The sequence below is a fragment of the Deinococcus carri genome, assembly GCF_039545055.1.
Taxonomy (GTDB): Bacteria; Deinococcota; Deinococci; order Deinococcales; family Deinococcaceae; genus Deinococcus; species Deinococcus carri.
Window position 1 is genome coordinate 523,150 of the sequence record NZ_BAABRP010000001.1, and the last position, 18,745, is coordinate 541,894.

General features: G+C 70.3%; 15 protein-coding genes. 8 read left to right on the top strand and 7 right to left on the bottom strand.

The window, feature by feature from the left end:
- Window positions 1-34: 34 nt before the first annotated feature.
- Complete coding sequence (locus ABEA67_RS02655) at window positions 35-1,459, top strand: NADH-quinone oxidoreductase subunit M (protein WP_345460458.1); 1,425 nt, start codon at window positions 35-37, stop codon at window positions 1,457-1,459.
- Window positions 1,460-2,908: an NADH-quinone oxidoreductase subunit N gene (locus tag ABEA67_RS02660; protein ID WP_345460461.1), complete on the top strand. Its 1,449-nt coding sequence runs from the start codon at window positions 1,460-1,462 to the stop codon at window positions 2,906-2,908.
- Between the two features lie 87 nt (window positions 2,909-2,995).
- Here ABEA67_RS02660 and ABEA67_RS02665 read toward each other — a convergent pair whose 3' ends face one another.
- Both ABEA67_RS02665 and ABEA67_RS02670 read right to left on the bottom strand, forming a co-directional pair.
- Window positions 2,996-4,453 carry a CHASE2 domain-containing protein gene (locus ABEA67_RS02665; protein WP_345460463.1) on the bottom strand — a complete coding sequence of 486 codons (1,458 nt, stop codon included), beginning with the start codon at window positions 4,451-4,453 and terminating at the stop codon, window positions 2,996-2,998.
- Entirely contained in the window at window positions 4,437-5,981 is a 1,545-nt protein-coding gene (locus ABEA67_RS02670) for a FecR family protein (RefSeq protein ID WP_345460465.1), read from the bottom strand. The genes ABEA67_RS02665 and ABEA67_RS02670 overlap by 17 nt, the downstream gene beginning before the upstream one ends.
- Before the next feature lie 68 nt (window positions 5,982-6,049).
- Between ABEA67_RS02670 and abc-f the strand changes: the two genes are divergently transcribed.
- Together abc-f and ABEA67_RS02680 are read left to right on the top strand one after the other, a co-directional pair.
- On the top strand, window positions 6,050-7,930 hold the full coding sequence (abc-f, locus tag ABEA67_RS02675; protein ID WP_345460468.1) for a ribosomal protection-like ABC-F family protein: 1,881 nt from the start codon (window positions 6,050-6,052) through the stop codon (window positions 7,928-7,930).
- Between the two features lie 34 nt (window positions 7,931-7,964).
- The gene (locus ABEA67_RS02680) at window positions 7,965-8,543 is read left to right on the top strand and encodes a hypothetical protein (RefSeq protein ID WP_345460471.1); all 579 of its coding nucleotides are present in this window, start codon (window positions 7,965-7,967) and stop codon (window positions 8,541-8,543) included.
- A 188-nt stretch (window positions 8,544-8,731) separates the two neighbouring features.
- Here ABEA67_RS02680 and ABEA67_RS02685 read toward each other — a convergent pair whose 3' ends face one another.
- The 5 genes from ABEA67_RS02685 to ABEA67_RS02705 form a co-directional block, all read right to left on the bottom strand.
- On the bottom strand, window positions 8,732-10,078 hold the full coding sequence (locus tag ABEA67_RS02685) for an erythromycin esterase family protein (RefSeq protein WP_345460474.1): 1,347 nt from the start codon (window positions 10,076-10,078) through the stop codon (window positions 8,732-8,734).
- Between the two features lie 4 nt (window positions 10,079-10,082).
- Entirely contained in the window at window positions 10,083-10,745 is a 663-nt protein-coding gene (locus ABEA67_RS02690; RefSeq protein WP_345460477.1) for a phosphoribosyltransferase, read from the bottom strand.
- A 95-nt stretch (window positions 10,746-10,840) separates the two neighbouring features.
- Window positions 10,841-11,512 carry a nucleoside/nucleotide kinase family protein gene (locus ABEA67_RS02695; protein ID WP_345460480.1) on the bottom strand — a complete coding sequence of 224 codons (672 nt, stop codon included), beginning with the start codon at window positions 11,510-11,512 and terminating at the stop codon, window positions 10,841-10,843.
- Entirely contained in the window at window positions 11,509-12,744 is a 1,236-nt protein-coding gene (locus tag ABEA67_RS02700; RefSeq protein ID WP_345460482.1) for a toxic anion resistance protein, read from the bottom strand. The genes ABEA67_RS02695 and ABEA67_RS02700 overlap by 4 nt, the downstream gene beginning before the upstream one ends.
- A gap of 358 nt (window positions 12,745-13,102) precedes the next feature.
- Window positions 13,103-13,714, bottom strand: a complete 612-nt coding sequence (locus ABEA67_RS02705) for a flagellar hook assembly protein FlgD (protein WP_345460484.1) — start codon at window positions 13,712-13,714, stop codon at window positions 13,103-13,105.
- Between the two features lie 84 nt (window positions 13,715-13,798).
- Here ABEA67_RS02705 and gatC point away from each other — a divergent pair, with 84 nt between their 5' ends.
- The 4 genes from gatC (at window position 13,799) to ABEA67_RS02725 (ending at window position 18,712) form a co-directional block, all read left to right on the top strand.
- Window positions 13,799-14,089: an Asp-tRNA(Asn)/Glu-tRNA(Gln) amidotransferase subunit GatC gene (gene gatC, locus ABEA67_RS02710; protein WP_345461782.1), complete on the top strand. Its 291-nt coding sequence runs from the start codon at window positions 13,799-13,801 to the stop codon at window positions 14,087-14,089.
- Between the two features lie 70 nt (window positions 14,090-14,159).
- Window positions 14,160-15,437 (top strand): serine--tRNA ligase, encoded by a 1,278-nt coding sequence (serS, locus tag ABEA67_RS02715; protein WP_345460486.1) that lies wholly within the window; start codon window positions 14,160-14,162, stop codon window positions 15,435-15,437.
- 524 nt (window positions 15,438-15,961) lie between these two features.
- Window positions 15,962-17,905: an endonuclease gene (locus ABEA67_RS02720; RefSeq protein WP_345460489.1), complete on the top strand. Its 1,944-nt coding sequence runs from the start codon at window positions 15,962-15,964 to the stop codon at window positions 17,903-17,905.
- Window positions 17,906-17,965: 60 nt separating this feature from the next.
- Window positions 17,966-18,712 (top strand): hypothetical protein, encoded by a 747-nt coding sequence (locus tag ABEA67_RS02725; protein WP_345460492.1) that lies wholly within the window; start codon window positions 17,966-17,968, stop codon window positions 18,710-18,712.
- Window positions 18,713-18,745: the final 33 nt, after the last annotated feature.

Genomic DNA, 18,745 nt, shown 5'->3' on the forward strand with positions numbered 1-18,745 from the left:
CCGTCAGACCGTTCGACCTGCCCGGAGGGCACGCATGATTCACCTGATGATTTTCCTGCCCCTCCTGGGCAGCCTGCTGCTGCTCGCCACGCCGAAACGCTGGCGGGAGGAGGTCGCGGGGTTTGTCGCGGCGCTGACGCTGGGCCTCGGCCTGCTGATCTGGCGGGGGGGCGGGGCGGAGCTGTTCAGCGTGAACTGGGTGCCCGCGCTGGGCGTGACGTACTCGGTGGCGCTGGATGGCGTGAGCCTGACGCTGGCGCTGGTGACGGCCTTCATGTCCTTTATCGCGGTACTGTACGCCGCGCGGCGGGTGGAGAACCCCGGCACGATGCTCTCGCTGGTGCTGGCAATGGAGACGGGGCTGCTGGGCATCTTCGCGGCGCGCGACCTGGTGCTGTTCTACGTGTTCTTCGAGGACGCGCTGCTGCCCGCCCTGCTGATGTTGGCGATCTACGGCAAGCCGAACCGGATGCGCGCGCTGGTGAAGTTCGCCGCCTACACGCTGTTCGGCAGCCTGCTGATGCTGCTGTCCATCATCGGCGTGAAGTATTACGGGGGCAGCCCCACCTTCGCGCTGGCGGACCTGGTGCAGTACCCGGTGCGGGGCGCGTCGCAGACCTGGCTCTATCTGGGCTTCCTGGCGGCGATGGCGGTCAAGCTGCCGCTGTGGCCGCTGCACGCCTGGCTGCCCGACTTTCACGAGCAGAACCACGACAGCGGCGTGCCGGACGTGATGGGCACGCTCTACAAGGTGGGCGGCTACGGCCTCTTCCAGTTCGCGCTGCCCCTCTTTCCCGACGCCAGCCTGGAATTGCGCCCGATCCTGATGGGCCTGGCGGCCTTCACCGCCCTGTACGCGGCCTGGATCGCCTTCCGGCAGACGGACTGGAAACGGCTGCTGGCCTACGCGGGCCTCTCGCATATGGGCTTCGTGGCGCTGGGGGTGTTCAGCCTGAACGAGACGGCGACCATCGGGGCGATGTACCTGCTGGCCTTCCAGAATGTGTACACGGGCGCGCTGTTCCTGGCGGTCGGGATGTTGCAGGAGCGGGTCGGCAGTGTCCACACGCGCGTGGGCGGCGTGATGACGCAGGCGGGCGCGCTGGGCGGGATGACGCTGGCGCTGTGGTTCGCCTCGATCGCGGTGCCGGGGCTGGCCGGGTTCGTGGGCGAGTTCAGTGTGCTGCTGGGCGCGTATCAGGTGCAGCCGTGGCTGACCTTTGTCGCGGGTCTGTCCACCATCGCCGCGGCCGCCTATGCCCTGACCGCCTTCCAAACGACCTTCTGGCAGGGGCGGCCGCTGGGCGGGGTCCGGGTGGCCGACCTGCGGCACACCGAGTGGCTGGTGCTGGGGCTGCCGCTGGCGGTCGCCCTCTTCTTCGGGGTGTACTCGGCCCCGGCCCTGAACCTGATCCAGCCCGCCGTGCGCGGTGTTCTCGCGGCCCTGGGGGGAAGTTGAATGCTGACCGTTCCTGAAGTCCACCTCGCGCCCATGCTGCCCATCCTGATCGTGCTGGCCGGGGCACTCGCCAGTACCGTGCTGGGCTTTTACCTGCCCCGCCGGGCGCTTACCATCATCAATCTGGTGCTGCTGGTGCTGAGCGGCGTCAGCATGGGCACGCTCTGGAACAGCGGCGCGACGGCCTTCGGCGGGTCGCTGCAAGCCGACAACGCCGCGATTCTGCTGGGGCTGACCATCCTGATCGGCAGCGCGATGACGCTGCTGGTGAGCCTGGACACCGCCTACCGCGCCCGCGTCAGCTTTCCGGAGTTCGACGCGATGCTGATGTACGCGATCACCGGCACGCTGCTGATCGCCTTTTCCGGCGACCTGATCACCCTGCTGATCGGCCTGGAGGTCATGAGCCTCAGCGGGTACGTCCTCGCCACCTTGCAGGAGTCGCGCCCGGCGGAGGAATCGGGCCTGAAATACTTCCTGCTGGGGGCGGCGGGCAGCGCCATCCTGATCTACGGCATCGCCTTCGTGTACGGCGCGACCGGCAGCCTGAACTACGCCGAAATCGCCGCCCGAACGGCGGGCCTCACGCCGGGGAACCTCGGCGTGCTGGTCGGCGGGGCGCTGCTGATGCTGGCGGGCTTCGCGTTCAAGGTCGCGCTGGCCCCGTTCCACCAGTGGACGCCGGACGTGTACAGCGGCGCACCCACCAGCGTGAGCCTCTTTCTGAGCACGGTCGTGAAGGTGGCCGCCTTTGCCGGAATGCTGCGCGTGTTCGGCGGGGCGCTCCAGAACGCGCCGGGCTGGGCGGCCGTCCTCCAGATTCTGATCGCCGTGACGCTGATCGTCGGGAACGCCGCCGCGCTGTTCCAGACCAACTTCAAGCGAATGCTGGCGTACTCGGCGGTCGCCCACACCGGCTTCCTGGCCCTGACGCTGCTGGGTACGCCGGGCGTGGGCGGCGCGGCGCTGGCGTACTATCTGCTGATCTACACGCTGATGACCGCCGCCGCCCTCGCCATCGTCGCGGCGTTGCAACGCAGCGAGAGGGGCATGGAGATCAGCGACCTGCGCGGCCTGTACTACCGCCACCCGGCCTACGCGGTCGCGCTCGCGGCGTGCCTGGCCTCGCTGGCGGGGCTGCCGCCCTTCGCGGGCTTCTTCGGCAAGTACCTGGCGTTTCAGGCGGCGCTCCAGAGCGGGTACGTGTGGCTCAGTGTCCTCGCCGCCCTCGCCAGCGTCGCCGCGCTGGTGTACTACCTGCGCCCCGCCATGCTGATGTTCATGCCCGACCGCACCCCCGCCCGCGAGTACGCCCACGGCGAGCGCACCGCCACCACCTTCACGGTCGCGCTGGGTATCATCGGCGTGACGGTGCTGGGCATCCTGCCCAACCTCTGGTACGGCTGGGTGGCGAATCCGGCGATCTGGGGGACACTGGCGGGGAGGTAGGGGGGAAGCTCTCAGCCCTCAGCCCTCAGCCGTCAGCGAGATGCTGGCGGCTCCTTTTCGTCTTGCTGAAAGCTGATGGCTCCCCCCCTAGCCCCCTTGTTCCTGCTGGTACTTCCGGCGGTACCGGCTGCGGCTGGCGGCCTCGACCAGTTCGGTGGGGGTGCGGACCTCGGGGCTGGTGGCCGCGCCGCCGACGCTGGCGCGCAGGGGCAGGTCGCGGTAGCTGAAGTCTTCCAGGGTCTGCTGCACGCCCTCGGTCAGCGCGTCGAGGTCGCGGGGGCCGGTGTTGTCCAGCAGGACGGCGAACTCGTCGGGTCCCCAGCGGAAGACCATGTCGCCCCGGCGCTTGTGGAGCTGGAGACGGGCGGCCAGCGCGCGCAGCACCTCGTCCCCGGCGGCGCGGCCATAGGTTTCGTTCACCCGGCGAAAACCGCTGAGGTCCACCAGCAGCAGGCCGATGGGGCGGCCCTCGCGGCCCGGCCAGCGGTGTTCGACGGCGCGGGTAAAGGCCAGGCGGTTGCCGAAGCCGGTCAGGGGATCGCGGGTGCCCAGGTTGCGCAGGGTCCACCAGCGTTCCAGGGCCACCAGCGCGGTGCTCAGTATCGCGGCCAGCGAGACGGTCATGCCCGGAAACATCACGTTGACCAGCCACAGTGGCACCGCGAGGGCCAGCGCCGCGAGCGCAATCACGAAGCCCCACAGCCCGCGCACCAGCACCGCCAGCACCGCGACCGTCACGCACAGCAGCAGCGTGAGCCACAGCGGCAGCCGCAGCAGCGGCGGGGCTAGCAGGGTGGAGACGGCGCGGGCGTGCAGCAAAACAGCGGGCGTGGCCTCACCCGCCGCGTCACGCCGGGGGGGCTGGGGCAGGCTCTCGGCGGTCAGGCCGATCAGCACGACCCGTCCCTGGAGGTCCCCGAAGCGCACGTTGCCGTTCACCACGTCCCGGAAGGGAATCACCGACAGGTGGGCCGGGTCACTGCGAAAGAGGCGCAGCAGGCGCGGCGTGGTGTCCAGCGGAACGGGCTGCCCCGCACTCACCGCGAGCTGCCGCGCGAAGCTGGGCCGCAGCCTGCCCCCCTCCGGGTAGGCGGTCTGGAAGGTGCGTACCGTGCCGCCCGGTCCGGCATCGAGCGTGCTGACGCCCAGCGGCGCGCGCCAGCCCGCCGGCAGGCTCGGCCGCTCGCCGGGCCGGACGGCCAGCACCACGTTGGGCTGCGAGAAGACCTCCGCCAGCCCCGCCTCGTTCTGGGCCAGGTCACCCAGGCGCAGGTCCAGGCCGATGGTCTGCACCCCGGCCTCGTCCAGGGTCCGCAGGGCCTGGCTGTACAGGTCGCGCGGCCACCCGCTCAGCCGGCCGTAGTCGCGCAGCGAGGCGTCGTCGATGCCGACCACCACCACCCGTGGGTCGGGCGGGCTGGGCAGGGCGCGGTTGAGGGTGTCCCACAACCGGCCGTTGTCCGGCAGCAGCAGTGCCAGCCCCACCGCGAGCAGCGCCGCCGCCGGAACCGTGTAGCGCGTGAGCCGCTCAGGGGAGGACCGCATGGGCCTCGTTTCCCGCGGCGTCCCGCACCGTCAGGCGCACGGGCGTGCCGGGAGCGGGGGCGGGCAGGGGAAACTGGAAGGTGCCGCTGCCCCCCGTCAGCGCCACGGTGCGGCTGAAGCTCTCGCCGCCCAGGTCCACGGTCACGCCGACGGAAGCCCGGTCCGTCCCGGCCTCCTCGTCCCGCACGGTCCCGCTGACGGTCAGCAGGCTCCCGGCCTGTTCGGCCCCCAGGTCCGACAGCACGGGTGGCGTGCGGTCCAGCGTCACCCGCAGCGTCCGCGTGCGCACCTGGCCGCGCCACTCGGCCCGCACCACGACGGTGTGGGGACCCTCGGTCAGTCCGGGGGCCGTGTCCAGCCGGAAGCGTCCGCCCCCCAGGGAGGTCAGCGGGAAGCTGCGCCGTCCCATCTGGGCCGTCACGCGGGCGGCGGGCAGGCTGACCGCGCTCAGGGTCAGGTCGCGCAGGGGGAGCGTCACCGGGTCCACCACCAGGGTGAGGGGCTGCGCGCGCTCGGCGTCGAGAGCCGGGTTGGAAGGGCCGGGCGTGCCGGCCAGCACGGCTCCCGCCGTCCCCGTCTGCCCGCCGAAGACCCGCACCAGCCGCCCCGCCTCCACCTGGAACACGCTGCCCCGCGCGGCCGTGCTGCCGATGGCGGGGCTGGCCGGGGCCGCCTGGGTGCTGGACACCACGTTCCAGGCGCTGCCGCGCGTGAGTTGCAGGGTGGTTTCCGGGCCGCGGGCGGTGCGTTCGTTGCCGCGCACGGTCAGCTCGCTCTGGGCCTGGAGCCGCAGATACCCGCCGCCGGAAAAGCCGACCTCCGCCCAGGCCCCGCCCCCGGTGGTCAGCCGCTCGCCGGTTTGCAGCACCTCGCCCACCCCGGCGATCTTGCGGGTTCCCCCGCTGGCGACATACACCGGGCCGCGCGTGGCCTGCACCGTCGCACTGCCCGGCCCGGTAAACGCTGCGGCGTACCACGGGTCCGTCTCGGCAAAGGGCGTGACCTGCCCGGTTTTCAGCGCCACCTGCTGCCCGGCCCCCAGCCGCACGACCCGCGATCCCAGCGCGAGGCGGGCGCTGCCCCCTAGCAGGGCCACCCGCCGCGTCCCGTCCGCCAGGTCCACCCGCGCCTGCGCCCCCCGCTCCAGCACCAGGTGGTTGCCCAGGACATGCACCCCGACCGGCCCTCCCAGCAGAAACTGGCCGCCCCGCAGGTCCGCCTCGCCCTGGCTGACCCGCAGTTGCGATCCGGGGCCGACCAGCAGGGTTCCCGACCGGCCCCCCGCCGTACTCGCCAGCCACGCGCGTCCCCCCGGCGTCCCGCTGGCCGTGCGCAGGCCCAGCCGGACCGGCGTGCTGCCACTCACCGCCCGCCACGTGCCGCTGCTGTCCTGCACCTCCACCCGGCCCAGAGCCTGCTGCACGGTGAGCGGTGCGCCCTGTGCCCCGGCCAGCAGGCCCGAACCCAGCAGCAGGGCCGCGAGAGCCGGACGCAGGGGGAGCGCGGGGAAGCGGGCGTCGGCTCTCATCCCCCCCAGTCTACAAAATGAGCTGGCCCTGTCGTGGGAGAAGGCGGGCAGAACGTATACTGCGGGGCGTGCTTGTCGCCGTTCAGGACGTTACCAAGGAGTACGGACCGCTCACCGTCCTGTCGGACCTCACCTTTGCCGTGCAACCCGGCGACCGTGTCGGGCTGGTCGGCCGCAACGGGGCAGGCAAGAGTACGCTGCTGGGGCTGCTGACCGGCGAGGTGCTGCCGGACGGCGGAACGGTGCGCCGCGCCCCCGGTGTCCGTGCCCGCGCGCTGAGGCAGGACCCCACCTTCCCCGCAGGTGCGACCGTGGACAGCGTGCTGGACGCCGCCTTCCACGACCTCGACGCGCTGGAGGCCGAACTCGCGGCGGCGGCCGAGGCGATGGGCAGCGGCACCCCCGAGAGCGTGCTGCACCACGAGGAAGTGCTGGAACACTACGTGCGCCGCGGCGGCTTCGAGCGCCGCAGCCGCAAGGAGGCCGTGACGCTGGCCTTCGGCTTCCGGGGCCGCGAGCAGGACCCTGTCGCGGGCCTCTCGGGCGGCGAGCGCACCCGCCTGGGCCTGGCCGCGCTGCTCGTCGAGAACCCTGACGTGCTGCTGCTCGACGAGCCGACCAACCACCTCGACATCGTGATGGTGGAGTGGCTGGAAGGCTTCCTGAGCCGCTATCCCGGCGCGGTGCTGGTCATCAGCCACGACCGCGCCTTTCTGGACGCCGTGACGAACGAGACGGCCTACCTGCGCGGAGGCGGCCTGAGCGTCTACAAGGGCGGCTACACCACCTTCCGCGAGACGCTCGACGCCGAACTCGAACAGCAGGCCGCCCGTGCCGAGCAGGACGCCAAGCAAATTGCCAGCCTGCAAGCCAGCGCCGACCGCATGAAGGTCTGGGGCCTGGGCATGAGCAAGCTCGCCCGCCGGGCCAAGGCCATGCAGGCCCGCGTGGACCGGATGCAGGCCCGCGCGACCGCCGCCCCCCCACCCGAGGAACGCACCACCCGTATCACCTTCCATGCCCCCGAGAGCGGCGACGTGGTGCTGGACGCCCGGCACCTCACCAAGACGCTCGCCGGGCGGACCCTCTTCCGTGACGTGAACGTGCAACTGCGCCGGGGCGACCGGGTGGCGATCATCGGGCGCAACGGGGCGGGGAAGACCACGCTGCTGCGTGCCCTGCTGGGCCTGATTCCCAGCGATGACCCCCGCGCCCGCGTGCTCACCGGGGCGCGCGTCAGCGTGGGCTACTACGACCAGGCCCTGCGTGGCGTGGACCCCGCTGAAACCCTCTACGACGTGGCGCGCGAGTACGTGCAGAAGGACCACGAGGCCCACACCCTGCTGGGCACCTTCATGTTCCCCTTCGACCAGCACGACAAGCCCGCCCGCATCCTCTCGGGCGGCGAGCGCGCCCGCCTCGCGCTGCTCAAGCTCGCGCAGGAGGATCACAACCTGCTGGTGCTGGACGAGCCGACCAACCACCTCGACATGGAGATGGTGGAGGCGCTGGAAGACGCGCTGGGTCACTACACCGGCACCCTGCTGATGGTCAGCCACGACCGCGCCTTTATCGAGGGCCTGGCCGACCGCATCTGGCTGATCGAGGACGGCCAGTTCTACGAGTATCCCGGCTGGGAGGACTACAAGGCCAAACACCGCCCCGCGCCGCCGGAAGAGGTGAAGGCCGAGGCCAAACCTGCCCCGAAACCCGCCGCCCCCAAGGGCAAGGGCCTGTGGCATCTCAAGCGCGAGGTGGAGGCCATCGAGGCCGACATTGCCCGCCTGGAGGCCGAACTCATGGACGCCCAGGTGGCCCTCGCCAGCGCCGCGCCCGACGCCGATTTCGTGACGCTGGGCCAGGCGGCGCATGACCTCGAAGCGCAACTCACGGCAAAGATGGAAGCCTGGGGCGAGAAACAGGCCGAGGTGGAGGCGCGGGGGGGGTAAGCGGGGGGTCAGCGCGTCCCGGCTATCCTGAGGAATGCGTCCCCTCATGAGCGTGCTGGCCGGGCTGCTGGCTGCGGTACCCACCCAGGCGCAGGCGAACTCTTACCTCGCCCCCCGGCCGCTGCTGGTCGGGTCGGACTATGGCTCCTACGGGTTCAAGCTGCTGCCGCGCGGTGTGGACGAGAGCCGGGCCTCGGCGCGGGAAAGCTGGGGCGAACTTGTGCAGCTTCAGCCGGATGGTACCCTCAAGACCCTCTGGAAACGGCGGCTGGTCAATACCCCCGCCCGCGTGTACCTCAGCCCCCGCGGGCAGGTGGTCACCCTGGACAACCACGCTGGCTATGGCCGCCCCCGTCACGCCGTGGTGATCTACGACCTTCAGGGGCGGGTCACGGCGGACCTGAACTTCGCGGAGGTGGTGCCGAACGCTGCCGACTGCCGCGCCTGTGGCTCCATGGACGGCCCTTTCCTGAGCTGGGGTTATCAGCCCAAATGGGTCTTCTACGGGAACGACGTGCATCTGGCCCTGCGGGACGATAGGGGACAGGGACCGACCATCAACCTCGTCACCGGGAAACTCAAGACGCTCTGGAACGGCGGGCCTCGTCCCTGAGGGTGTGTTTTAAAAGGGTCCCCATTACAGGCGGAGTGCGTTGGGAGGGCCTGCCCGTTCCCCCCTCTCCTGCGGAGTTGTACCAGTCCCAGCCTCCCCCACAAGGAAGAGCAAAAAGCTCGTGTTCTACGGCGAAATGAGGGCATCCGCCAAACTTTTAAAACAGGCTCTGAGGGTGTGAAAGAGCCTCACTCCCCCGTCGGGAAGGTGTCGGGCACCTCTCCCTCCTGCTCATTCCCCGCCGTTCCGTCCAGCGGCACCACCGCGCTCGTCTCGTCGAAGTAGAGCAGGGCGTCGTACATGTCGCTCAGGCGGGTGTGGACGTAGTGGCTCCAGCGCTCGGTTTCCGGGCGGTAGATGACGCCGATGAAGCGTTGCAGACGCTCGTCGCGCAGGCCATCCGTCCCGGCGTTCTGCCCTCGCAGGTCGAGCCAGAAGTCACCCCCTCCGACCTCGTGCAACAGGTCCTCGACGCTGCCGGGGAGGCCGGGGCGCACGCGCTTGGTGCGGGCGGGTTCGTCCCAGTCGTCCGAGGCGGTGACAGTGCCGTGGTGTGTGCTCTGGCCGATGATGAACGTCTCCTCCGGCCAGCGCTCGCGCACGAGCTGCCCCACATTGAGTTCGCCGCGCAGCCAGCCCATCTCGCTGGCGCGGGCGTCCCCCAGGTGCGAGTTGTGTTCCCAGACCACGATTTTCTGCGGGCGGCCCTGGCTCTCGCCGTGCCCGGCCAGAGCTTCGAGCGTCTCGGCCATATGAGAATCGCGGATATTCCAGGACTCGTCGCGGCCCCGGAACATCGACCGGTAGTAATTCTCGGCGTTCTTCGCCAGGCGCGCGTTCTGCTCGGCGTAGAAGCGTTCGTCCTCGCCCAGCGGCCCCTGGCTCAATTCCGCCTCGCGCCGCTGGAGTTCGAGGAGCTGCTGCACGGCGGCGTCCTCGCAGGGTTCCCGGCGGCCGTATTCGGTGGCGTAGCCGTAGGCCTGCGGGTTTTCCCCGAACTGGTCGAAGCAGGCGTAGCGCTTCCTGGCCCGCTGCGCTGCCTCCGGGTCCACCTCTTCCAGATACTCGACCACCGCGTTCATCGAGCGGTGCAGGCTGTAGAGGTCCACGCCGTAGAACCCCGCCGGGGCGTCCGGATGCCGCTCGTTGTGGTCGCGCAGCCACTCCACGAACCCCTGCACGTCCTCGTTGCGCCACATCCACTTCGGGAAGCGCTGGAAATCGCGCAAGGCTTCCAGGGCACTCTCGTCCTCGCCCTGGCCGCGCACGTAGCGGTTCACGCGGTAGGCGTCGGGCCAGTCGGCCTCCACTGCGACCGCCGTGAAGCCCTTTTCCTCGATCAGCCGCCGGGTCAGCCGTGCCCGCTCGCGGTAGAACTCGTGGGTGCCGTGCGAGGCCTCGCCGATCAGCACGAAGCGTGCGTCCCCGATGCGGTCCAGCAGTTCGTCGTAGTCGCTCGATGCCCCGGTCAGGGGGCGGGCCGCCTCACGCAGGGCCTGAAGAAGGGCAGCTTCGGGGTGGGTACGCTGGGTCATGGTTTCACTCCTTCTCTGAAGGTGAGGCGGCGCGCGTCAGTGCCTCGCGCACCTCCTCGTCGCTGGTCTGGTGAAAGTCGCGGTAGAACTGGCCCACCGCCACGAAGTCCGGCGGGGTGAGGAGGCACACCACCTCGTCGGCCTCCGAGCGCAGCGCGCGGCAGACCTCGGGCGGGGCGACCGGCACGGCGACCACCACGCGGGTGGGGGAGAGGGTGCGCAGCGCCTTCAGTCCCGCCCGCAATGTCGCTCCGGTGGCGATGCCGTCGTCCACCAGCAGCACCGTGCGGCCCTGGATGAGGGCGGGCGTGCGCCCCTCGCGGTAGGCGCGTTCGCGGCGGGCGAGTTCGGCCTGTTCGCGCTCCTCAACGGCGGCGATGGCCTGGGGCGATACCCCTGCGCGGCGCACCACATCCTCGTTCAGGACGCGCACGCCGCCCGAGGCGATGGCCCCCATCGCCACCTCCTCGTACCCCGGCACGCCGAGCTTGCGGACCAGGAACACGTCCAGGGGTGCGCCGAGGGCCATGGCCACCTCGCAGGCGACGGGTACGCCGCCGCGCGGGAGGGCCAGCACGGTGGTGTCGGGCCAGGCGTGCAGGGCAAGGAGCCGGGATGCGAGCTGCCGTCCGGCGTCCCGGCGGTCGAGAAAGCGGCCTTTGGGCATGGGGAACCTCGCCCCGATTGTCGTCGCCCCTGCCGGACGCTGCCAGCCGGATGCGCTTCATGGCCTGTTGGCGGGGCGCTCATGCCCTGCTCTATTCAGGTTAAGGTCGCGGCCCGGACCACGAACGGCGCATCCAGGTCGCCCTGGTCCACCACCACGCCCGCGTGTTCCCACGGCTGCGCCTCGCGGAAGTACAGGCGATTCCCCTCCACGTAGCGGCGGTTGGACTCTGCACGCGGGTCGGGGGAACCGTAGCCCGGCCCCCGCGCCGCCCCACGGGGCACGGAAATCTCGAAGTCCACCTGCAGGAAAATGGAGTCGTCCCACACGTCCCGCAGTTCCGGGCGGTGCAGAAACAGCCCGTCGAGAAGCAGGAGGCTGCCTTCTGCGGCGGTCTGCTCCGGGGTCTCCAGCGGGGCGTCGGCGGTGTGGTCGAAGATGGCCGTCCGGTAGCGCCGCGAGCCACCCGGCCCCAGCGGGTCCAGCAGCGCCGCCCGCAGGCCCGGATAATCGTAGGAATCGCGGTAGAAGCCTTCCGGCGAGGTGCGGCCCCGCCGGTAGCGCACGGCTCGGGGCGCATGAAAGCCGTCCACGGACGCGCGGATGACCGTCCGCCCCCGCGCCCACAGCACCTCCGCGAGTTCGTCGGCAAAGGTCGTCTTGCCTGCGCCGTCCACACCGTCGACGGCCACGCGCAGCATCGGGCGGGCAGGTTGGGCCTCCAGCCGGTCGGCGAGGGCGTGCAGCAGGGCGGCCCGGCGGTTCAAAGCTTCAGGTCCCCCTTTTCCGTCACGTTCAGCCCCTGCGCCACCTCGCGCGAGGCGCTTTGCCGCTCGCGGTCGAGGTACGTCTGGGCGTGACCCACCTCACGGTCGAGGACCTGAATGGTGTCCCTGAAGCGGTCGAGGGCCTGGGTGCGGTAGGTGCTGATGGCGTCGAGCGCGCCGTACACCTCGCGGAAGGCGGCCTGGATAACCTGCGGGTCCACCGTCGCGCTGCCCGCCTGCTTCTGGATCTCGGTGGACTGCTGGCGCAGCAGGCTGGCGGTCGAACCGATCATGCGCCCGGTCGTGTCGTTGAGCGCGGTGACCTGTCCCAGCACCGCCTGCTGGGTGCCGAGGGCCTGTGCGACCATGATGGCGGTTCGCAGCGCGCTGACGGTGGTGGTGGTGGCCCGGTCCACGCCCTTGATCAGTTCGAGGTTGTTGCGCCGCACCAGGTCCAGCGCGAGGTAGCCCTGAATCCCCACTGCCAGTTGCGTCAGCAGGTCGGTCACGCGCTGGCGCACGGCAAAGAGGAGTTCCTCGCGGACGAGGCGGGCCTTTTCGGGGTCGCTCTGTTCCAGTGTGGCGAGCCGCCCCGTCAGCGCGTCGTCCACCGCCTTGCCGACGTGGGCATACTGCCGCAGCTTCTGCATCGTCTCCCAGAGGTGGACCTTTTCCGTCTCGATGCTGGCGTTGTCGCGCCGCAACTCGTCCTGGGAGCGGTAGAGCGTCTCCAGGATGGCGTTCAGGTGGCTCTGGGCGCTCTGGTAGCGGTCCAAAGCGTTCTGCGCCTTGCGGCCCCCCGGCAACTTGCCGAAAAAGCCGCGCACGGTCGGCGTGCGGCTGGGGTCGAGGTCCTCCACCGTGCGGCGCAGGTCGGTCAGGCCCTTCAGGATGTCGCTGCCCTCGGCCAGTGCCCCGGCTCTGGTCGTCCGCAGCGGGCGCTCCAGCATCCGGCTCGACACCTGCGCCGCCGCGCGCTGCTCGGGCACGCCCAGGTTATGCACGGCGTCCAGCTTGCGCTTGAACTCGGGGCTGTGTGTTCCCGCGTGCAGCACGTCCTCCACGAAGGCGCGGGCCAGCGTGTCCAGCCGCGCGCGGTCCTCCTCCGAGAGGGGCACCATATCCGGCGCGTCCTGCGCGGGGACGGCGGGGACGGCCTCGGGCGCGTGCAGCAGCGAGTCGGGCGGCGTGAGGGGACCAGATTTGGGGGAGCTGGGCTTGTCGGCGCTCATGTCCCACAGTACGCGCCGCGTGGGTGAGAGGTTGCACGCTAGGGCGGCGCTCAGAAAGGTTCGGCAACCTTTCTGAGCCGAACGGAGTGATACGGATTCCGTCCAATTCCTGAACAGTCGGGAGGGCACCGCCTGTTCATCCATCTCCCGAAATCCGCCCTTGTTCCTTCTCCCTCTGGTCGGATTTCCGGGTGTTTTCAACACCCTTCAATCGGAATCAGTATGAGAAACCGTGATGAGGGTGGCGCGCAGTGGAGTGGCCGCCCAGGACTCGCGGCAACGGAACGGAGCGCCGCCCTGGGACCACAAAAGCGCCCCCTCACCGCCGGACAGAGGAGGGCCTGTCTGCCGCCGGGGGTCAGCGCAGCGTGACCTGCACGGCAGGGGGCCGGATGCTGACCTGACGGTCCCAGAAGGCCGCGCGCAGCGTATAGGTGCCCGCGGGCAGCGGGTTGCCGCTCGCGTCCTTGCCGTCCCAGCGCAGGGTCAGCACGTTCCCCGTCTCGCCCGGAGCCACGTCGGTGATCACCAGTTGCATGGTGCAGACGGTGTTGTTCACCACGGGCCGCACGATGTTTCCGGCGGCGTTCAATACCTCGAACTTCAGATCACATGCGCCGTGTTCGAGGTGAATCGGCGTCTGCCCGGTGTTGGTGAGTTGCAGCGTCCATTCGCCCGTCGTTCCCCTGGTCAGCGTGGCGGGGCCGCGCAGGGCCGCCTGGTGCGCCTGTCCCAGCGCGGGACCGACGGGCAGGCTGGAGGGGGCGGGGCTGGGAGTGGTGCTGGGGACGGTGGTGGGCGGGGTGACGGGTGCGGTGGGTGTCACGGGTGCGGGGGCAGGCAGGGCCGGTGCGGGAGCGGGGGCGGGCGTCGCCGCACCGGGGGGCAGGGCCGGGATGTCGTTCACACCGATGGCACCGGCCAGGCTGCCCCAGGTCAGGGCCAGCGTCAGCAACAGTCTGGAAGTCATGCCCCAGCGTCTCCCGCCGCCGCTGACCGTGTATGAGTCTGCCTTCAGGCCACCCGTATACTCCCTTTCATGATGAATCCCGTCATGATCGACGAGGCCCAGGTCGAACATCTCGCGCGCCTCGCGCGGCTGGAACTTACCCCGGAGGAGCGGGAGGCCATGCGCTCGGACCTCAACAGCATCCTGGGCTACTTCGAGCAGCTCAGCGCCGTGGACACGGAGGGCGTGGAGGAGATGCAGCGCCCGGTGGACCTCGTGAACGTGCTGCGGGACGACCTGCCCGGCGAGGCGTTTACCCCCGCCGTCGTCGCTGCCCTCGCCCCCGAGATGCAAGGCGGCTTTGTGCGCGTGCCCCGCACGGTGGAGGCCGACTGATGGCTGGCCTGAAGCTCAGGGGCGGCCCCTCGCTTTTCTTGCAGACGGCTGACCGTCTCTGGAGGCTGTGATGCTCGACCTCAAATTTATCCGTGAGAACGCGGGGTCCGTGAAGCACGCCATCGAGGTCAAGGGCGTGAATCTCGACCTCGACGAGCTGCTGCGCCTCGACCGCGAGCTGGTGGCCCTCAAGCAGCGCGTGGAGGCGATGCAGACCGAGCGCAACGCGAACGCGAAGCTGGTCCCGAAGGCCACCCCCGAGGAACGCCCCCACCTGCTCCAGAAGGGCAAGGACCTGGCCGAGGAACTCAAGGGCCTGGAGCCGCAACTCCGTGCCCACGAGGACCAGCTCCGGCAACTGCTGCTGCGCGTGCCCAACATCCCGCACCCCAGCGTGCCGGTCGGCCAGGACGACTCCGAGAACGTCGAACTGCGCCGCGAGGGGAAGCTGCCCGAGTTTTCCTTCCCGCCCCTCGACCATGTGGAACTCCTCGAACGCCAGGGCTGGGCCGACCCCGAGCGTGTGGCGCGCGTTTCGGGCAGCCGCTCCTACCTGCTCAAGGGCGACGCGGTGCTGCTGGAGATGGCCGTGCTGATGTTCACGATGGACTTTCTGCGCGGGCGCGGCCTCACGCCGCTGAGCACCACCGCGCTGGTGCGCCCCGAAACCCTGGTCGCCTCGGGTCACTTTCCCGGCGGCGAGGATCAGGTCTACAAGATCGAGGGCGACGAGCTGATGCTGGCGGGCACGGCCGAGGTTCCGGTCAACAGCCTGTACGCGGGCGAGCAGCTCCAGAGCGACCAGTTGCCGCTGGCCTACGCCGCCATCAGCGCCGCCTTCCGCAGCGAGGCGGGGTCGGCGGGGCGGGACGTGCGGGGCCTCATCCGCGTCCACGAGTTCCGCAAGGTCGAGCAGTACGTGCTGACCCACGCCGACGAGGCCGAGGCGCTGCGCTGGTTCGGCGTGATTCTGGAGAACGCTGAGGCGCTGCTGCGGGCGCTGGAGCTGCCCTACCGCGTGGTCCAGAACTGCACCGGCGACATGGGCGCGGGCAAGGTGCTGATGTACGACATCGAAACCTGGGTGCCCAGCGAACAGGTCTACCGCGAGACACACTCCTGCTCCTACCTGGGCGACTGGCAGGCCCGCCGCACCGGCCTGCGCTACCGCGACGAGGGGGGCAAACTGGTCTACGCCCACACCCTCAACAACACGGGCATCGCCGCCCCGCGCATCCTGGTGCCCCTCCTCGAAAACCACCAGCAGGCCGACGGAACCATCCGGGTGCCGGAGGCGCTGCGGCCCTACCTGGGCGGGCGCGAGGTGCTGGGCGTGCCGGTGCGGTAGCCCCATCTGGCGTGCCCTGGAACCATGCTGGGGCACGCCGGATGGGGCTAGAATCAGGGTGTCCCGTAAGGGACGGGGCGCATGACAACCGGGGAGAGCGAGGGGGAACAACGAACGGAGCGTGGAAGCGCCCGGATCGTGACTCCGGGCGCTTCGGAAAGGGGGTGGTACGTGGAGACTAACCATCGTAAGCGTACCAAAAAACCCCGCCGGAAGCCACTGAAGCCTGCTGAAATTGCCGCGATTCTCGTGGCGCTCGGTGCGGTTCTCAGTGGCCTGGCGGCCCTTATTCAAGCCCTGAGATAAGCCCTCTCGCCGCCCCGGTTGCGCCTACTTTACTTGCTTTCAAAGGGTCGGGCTACGTTGCCTGGCCCTTTTTTCTGTAGTTTGTTCCACACGAACGGGCGCTGGTGTTGGCTCCCGCGGGGGGTGCGGGCAGTCCCGCTGCCTGGCTGGGCCACCGGGTGGACGTGACTAAAGCTTTCCGCCGTTACCCTCCTCACCCTGGCCCGTTAGCCTGACGCATGGACATTCCGCGTGAGGTGCTGGCACAGACGCAGGCCCGCTTCGTCCGCCGCGACCCGGAGCGGGGGCAGTGCCAGGCCCGGCTGGACGCGGGGGGACCACTTGCTGCCGACTCGCAGGCGCGGGTGGAGGCCCGCCTGACCCGTCTGGGTGTGCCCCTGGCCGATGCGCGGGCCATCACCGAGGGGCAGGCGGATGCCCTGACCGTCGCCGCCCGCCTCCCCGAGGACACCCGGCTCCCGCTAGAGCGCGTCATCGGCGCGAACGACCTCTTGGGGGTGGCGTACCTGGACCTGGCGCGGTCGGCCTCGCGGGCGGTCGGACGCATCGTGCTGAAAGACGGGCGGGGGCGCACCCTGGGCTACGGCACCGGCTGGCTGTGCGGTCCCCACACCATCCTGACGAACCATCACGTGCTGGAGGACGCGGGTGCCGCGCGCACGTCCGTCATCGAATTCAACTACGAGCTGCGGGCCGACGGCACCCTGCGCGACCGGGTGACGCTCAGCCTCGACCCCGACGCCCTCTTTCTGACCTCCGCGCCGCTGGACTACTCGCTGGTGGCGGTGCGGGGCGACACCTCCGCCTTCGGCTGGCTGCCCCTCTTCGGCACCACTGGCAAGGTGCTGGTGGGCGAGGCCCTGAGCATCATCCAGCACCCCAGCGGCGAGCCGAAGCAGGTGGCGCTGCGCGAGAACCGGCTGGTGGACCTGCTGCCCGACTTCCTGCATTACGAGACGGACACCGCGCCCGGCTCCAGCGGCAGCCCCGTGTTCAACGACACCTGGGAGGTGGTGGCGCTGCACCACAGCGGTGTGCCCCGCACCGACGCCCAGGGCCGCACCCTGCGCCGTGACGGACAGCCCCTCCAGCCCGGCGACCCCGACACCCTGATCGACTGGCTCGCCAACGAGGGTGTGCGCATCAGCCGCATCGTGGAGGACCTGCGCGCCAGGCCGGATGCTGCCGGAAATGCCCTGGTCGCGGAGGTGCTGGCCGCCAACCGCCCGCCCGTGGTGGGCACGCCCGAAATACGGAGTGGGGCCGAGGCCGCCCGCGTGCTGGACCTGGGCGCTGTCACTGTGGGTGCGGACGGCGTAGCGAGCCTGCCCGTGACCCTGCGGCTGCGGGTGGGTGGGGGAGAGGCGGGACCCCCTGTCCCGGTTCCGCCACCTGTCCGGCCCTACCTCGACCCGCAGGATGCCGAACACGCGGCGGCCTACTACGCGGGCCTCCCGGAAGGCGGCACCCCGCAGGCCCGCTTCCTGGCCCTGTCGGAACTCGTGACGCGCACCCATGTCCGCACGCCCGGCTACGACCCGGCGGACGAGCTGTACCCCTGGGTGGACCTTTGGCCGGACGGGAAGCTGCGCAGCCTCTATTCGGCCCGCGAACACACCCCGCAGGAACTGATCGCTGCCGACCGCGCCGCGCAGGAACGCCGCACTGCCCTCGCCGCCCGCGAGAGCCTCAGCGTGGAGGCGCTCGAAGAGGCGCTCCTGTACAACTGCGAACACGTGGTGCCGCAGTCGTGGTTCGGCAAGCGCGAGCCGATGCGCGGCGACCTGCACCACCTCTTCGCCTGCGAGCCGGGGTGCAATTCCTTCCGGGGCAACACGCCCTACTTCGACTTCCCCGACTACGGGGAGGCCCTGCGCAGCGACTGCGGGCGGCGCGACCCCGGCGAGTTCGAACCCGCGCACGGCAAGGGGGCGGCGTCCCGCGCCACCCTCTATTTCCTGCTGCGTTATCCCGGCGTGGTCCGGCAGTACGGCGAGCGGCACCTGCAAACCCTGCTCGCCTGGCACGCGGCCGACCCGCCCGCCGACTGGGAGCGGCACCGCAACGCGGCCATCTTCGCCCGCCAGGGCAACCGCAATCCCCTGATCGACCATCCGGAGTGGGCGGCAGAGGTGGCCTGGGGCGAGGGGCTGGGGCGCTAGGAAGGAAAAGACACCGCAAATTCTGCCCTGCCCGCCGTTCCCACCTGTTAACGTGCGGGCATGAAGCGTGTGTTGATGCTGGGCATCGCGGCCCTCGGCCTGGTGGGCTGTCAGCAGTCGCCGCGGCCCACGACGACCGAGTTGCCCCCCCTGCGCCAGAGCTTTCTGGGCGAGGCCCTGAACCTGTCGGGCACGGCGTCAGACTGGCCCGCCGGGCAAACAGCTGAGATTCGCCTGGAGCAGCAGGCCGTGGGGATGGTCGGGGAGGACGGGCACTTCAGCGTTATGGCCGAGGTGGTCCCCTCATATACCCGGCCCGCGGTGGAGGCGCTGCTGCCCCTCCCGACGTTCGCGGAACAGGAAACCTGTGCGCCTGGAACATTCGCCACGTCGGATGCGGCGGCCCGCGTCTCCTGGTCCGCCGACCTGCTGCTGTTTCCGAGCGCGCCCAGGAGCCTCGCGCCGCAGCTCTCGCCGGTGCCGCCGTTCCCCGCGCTGCGGCGCTCCCCGGAAGGGGGCCTGAGCTGGGACTGGGATAAGCCTCACCCCCTCCTGGTCTACTCGGACCGTGACGTGCGGCTCAGCGGCTGGAAGGTCTGCACCGGAAAGTACGGGACGACCTGGCACGCCCCCGGCACCTGGCAGCAGACGTTTCTGGTCAACGTGCAACTTCGCCGCGGCTGGAACGACGTGACCATGACGCGCAGGGAAGTGGGGAAGGAAACCTATACCCTGACCGTCGAGGGAAGTGACCCCGGGTCGCCCGTCCCCTGGCGGTACAACGGGGTGCCATTCTCCCGGCCCTGACCCGACTTTCCCCCTTCTCGCTCTGCCCGGATG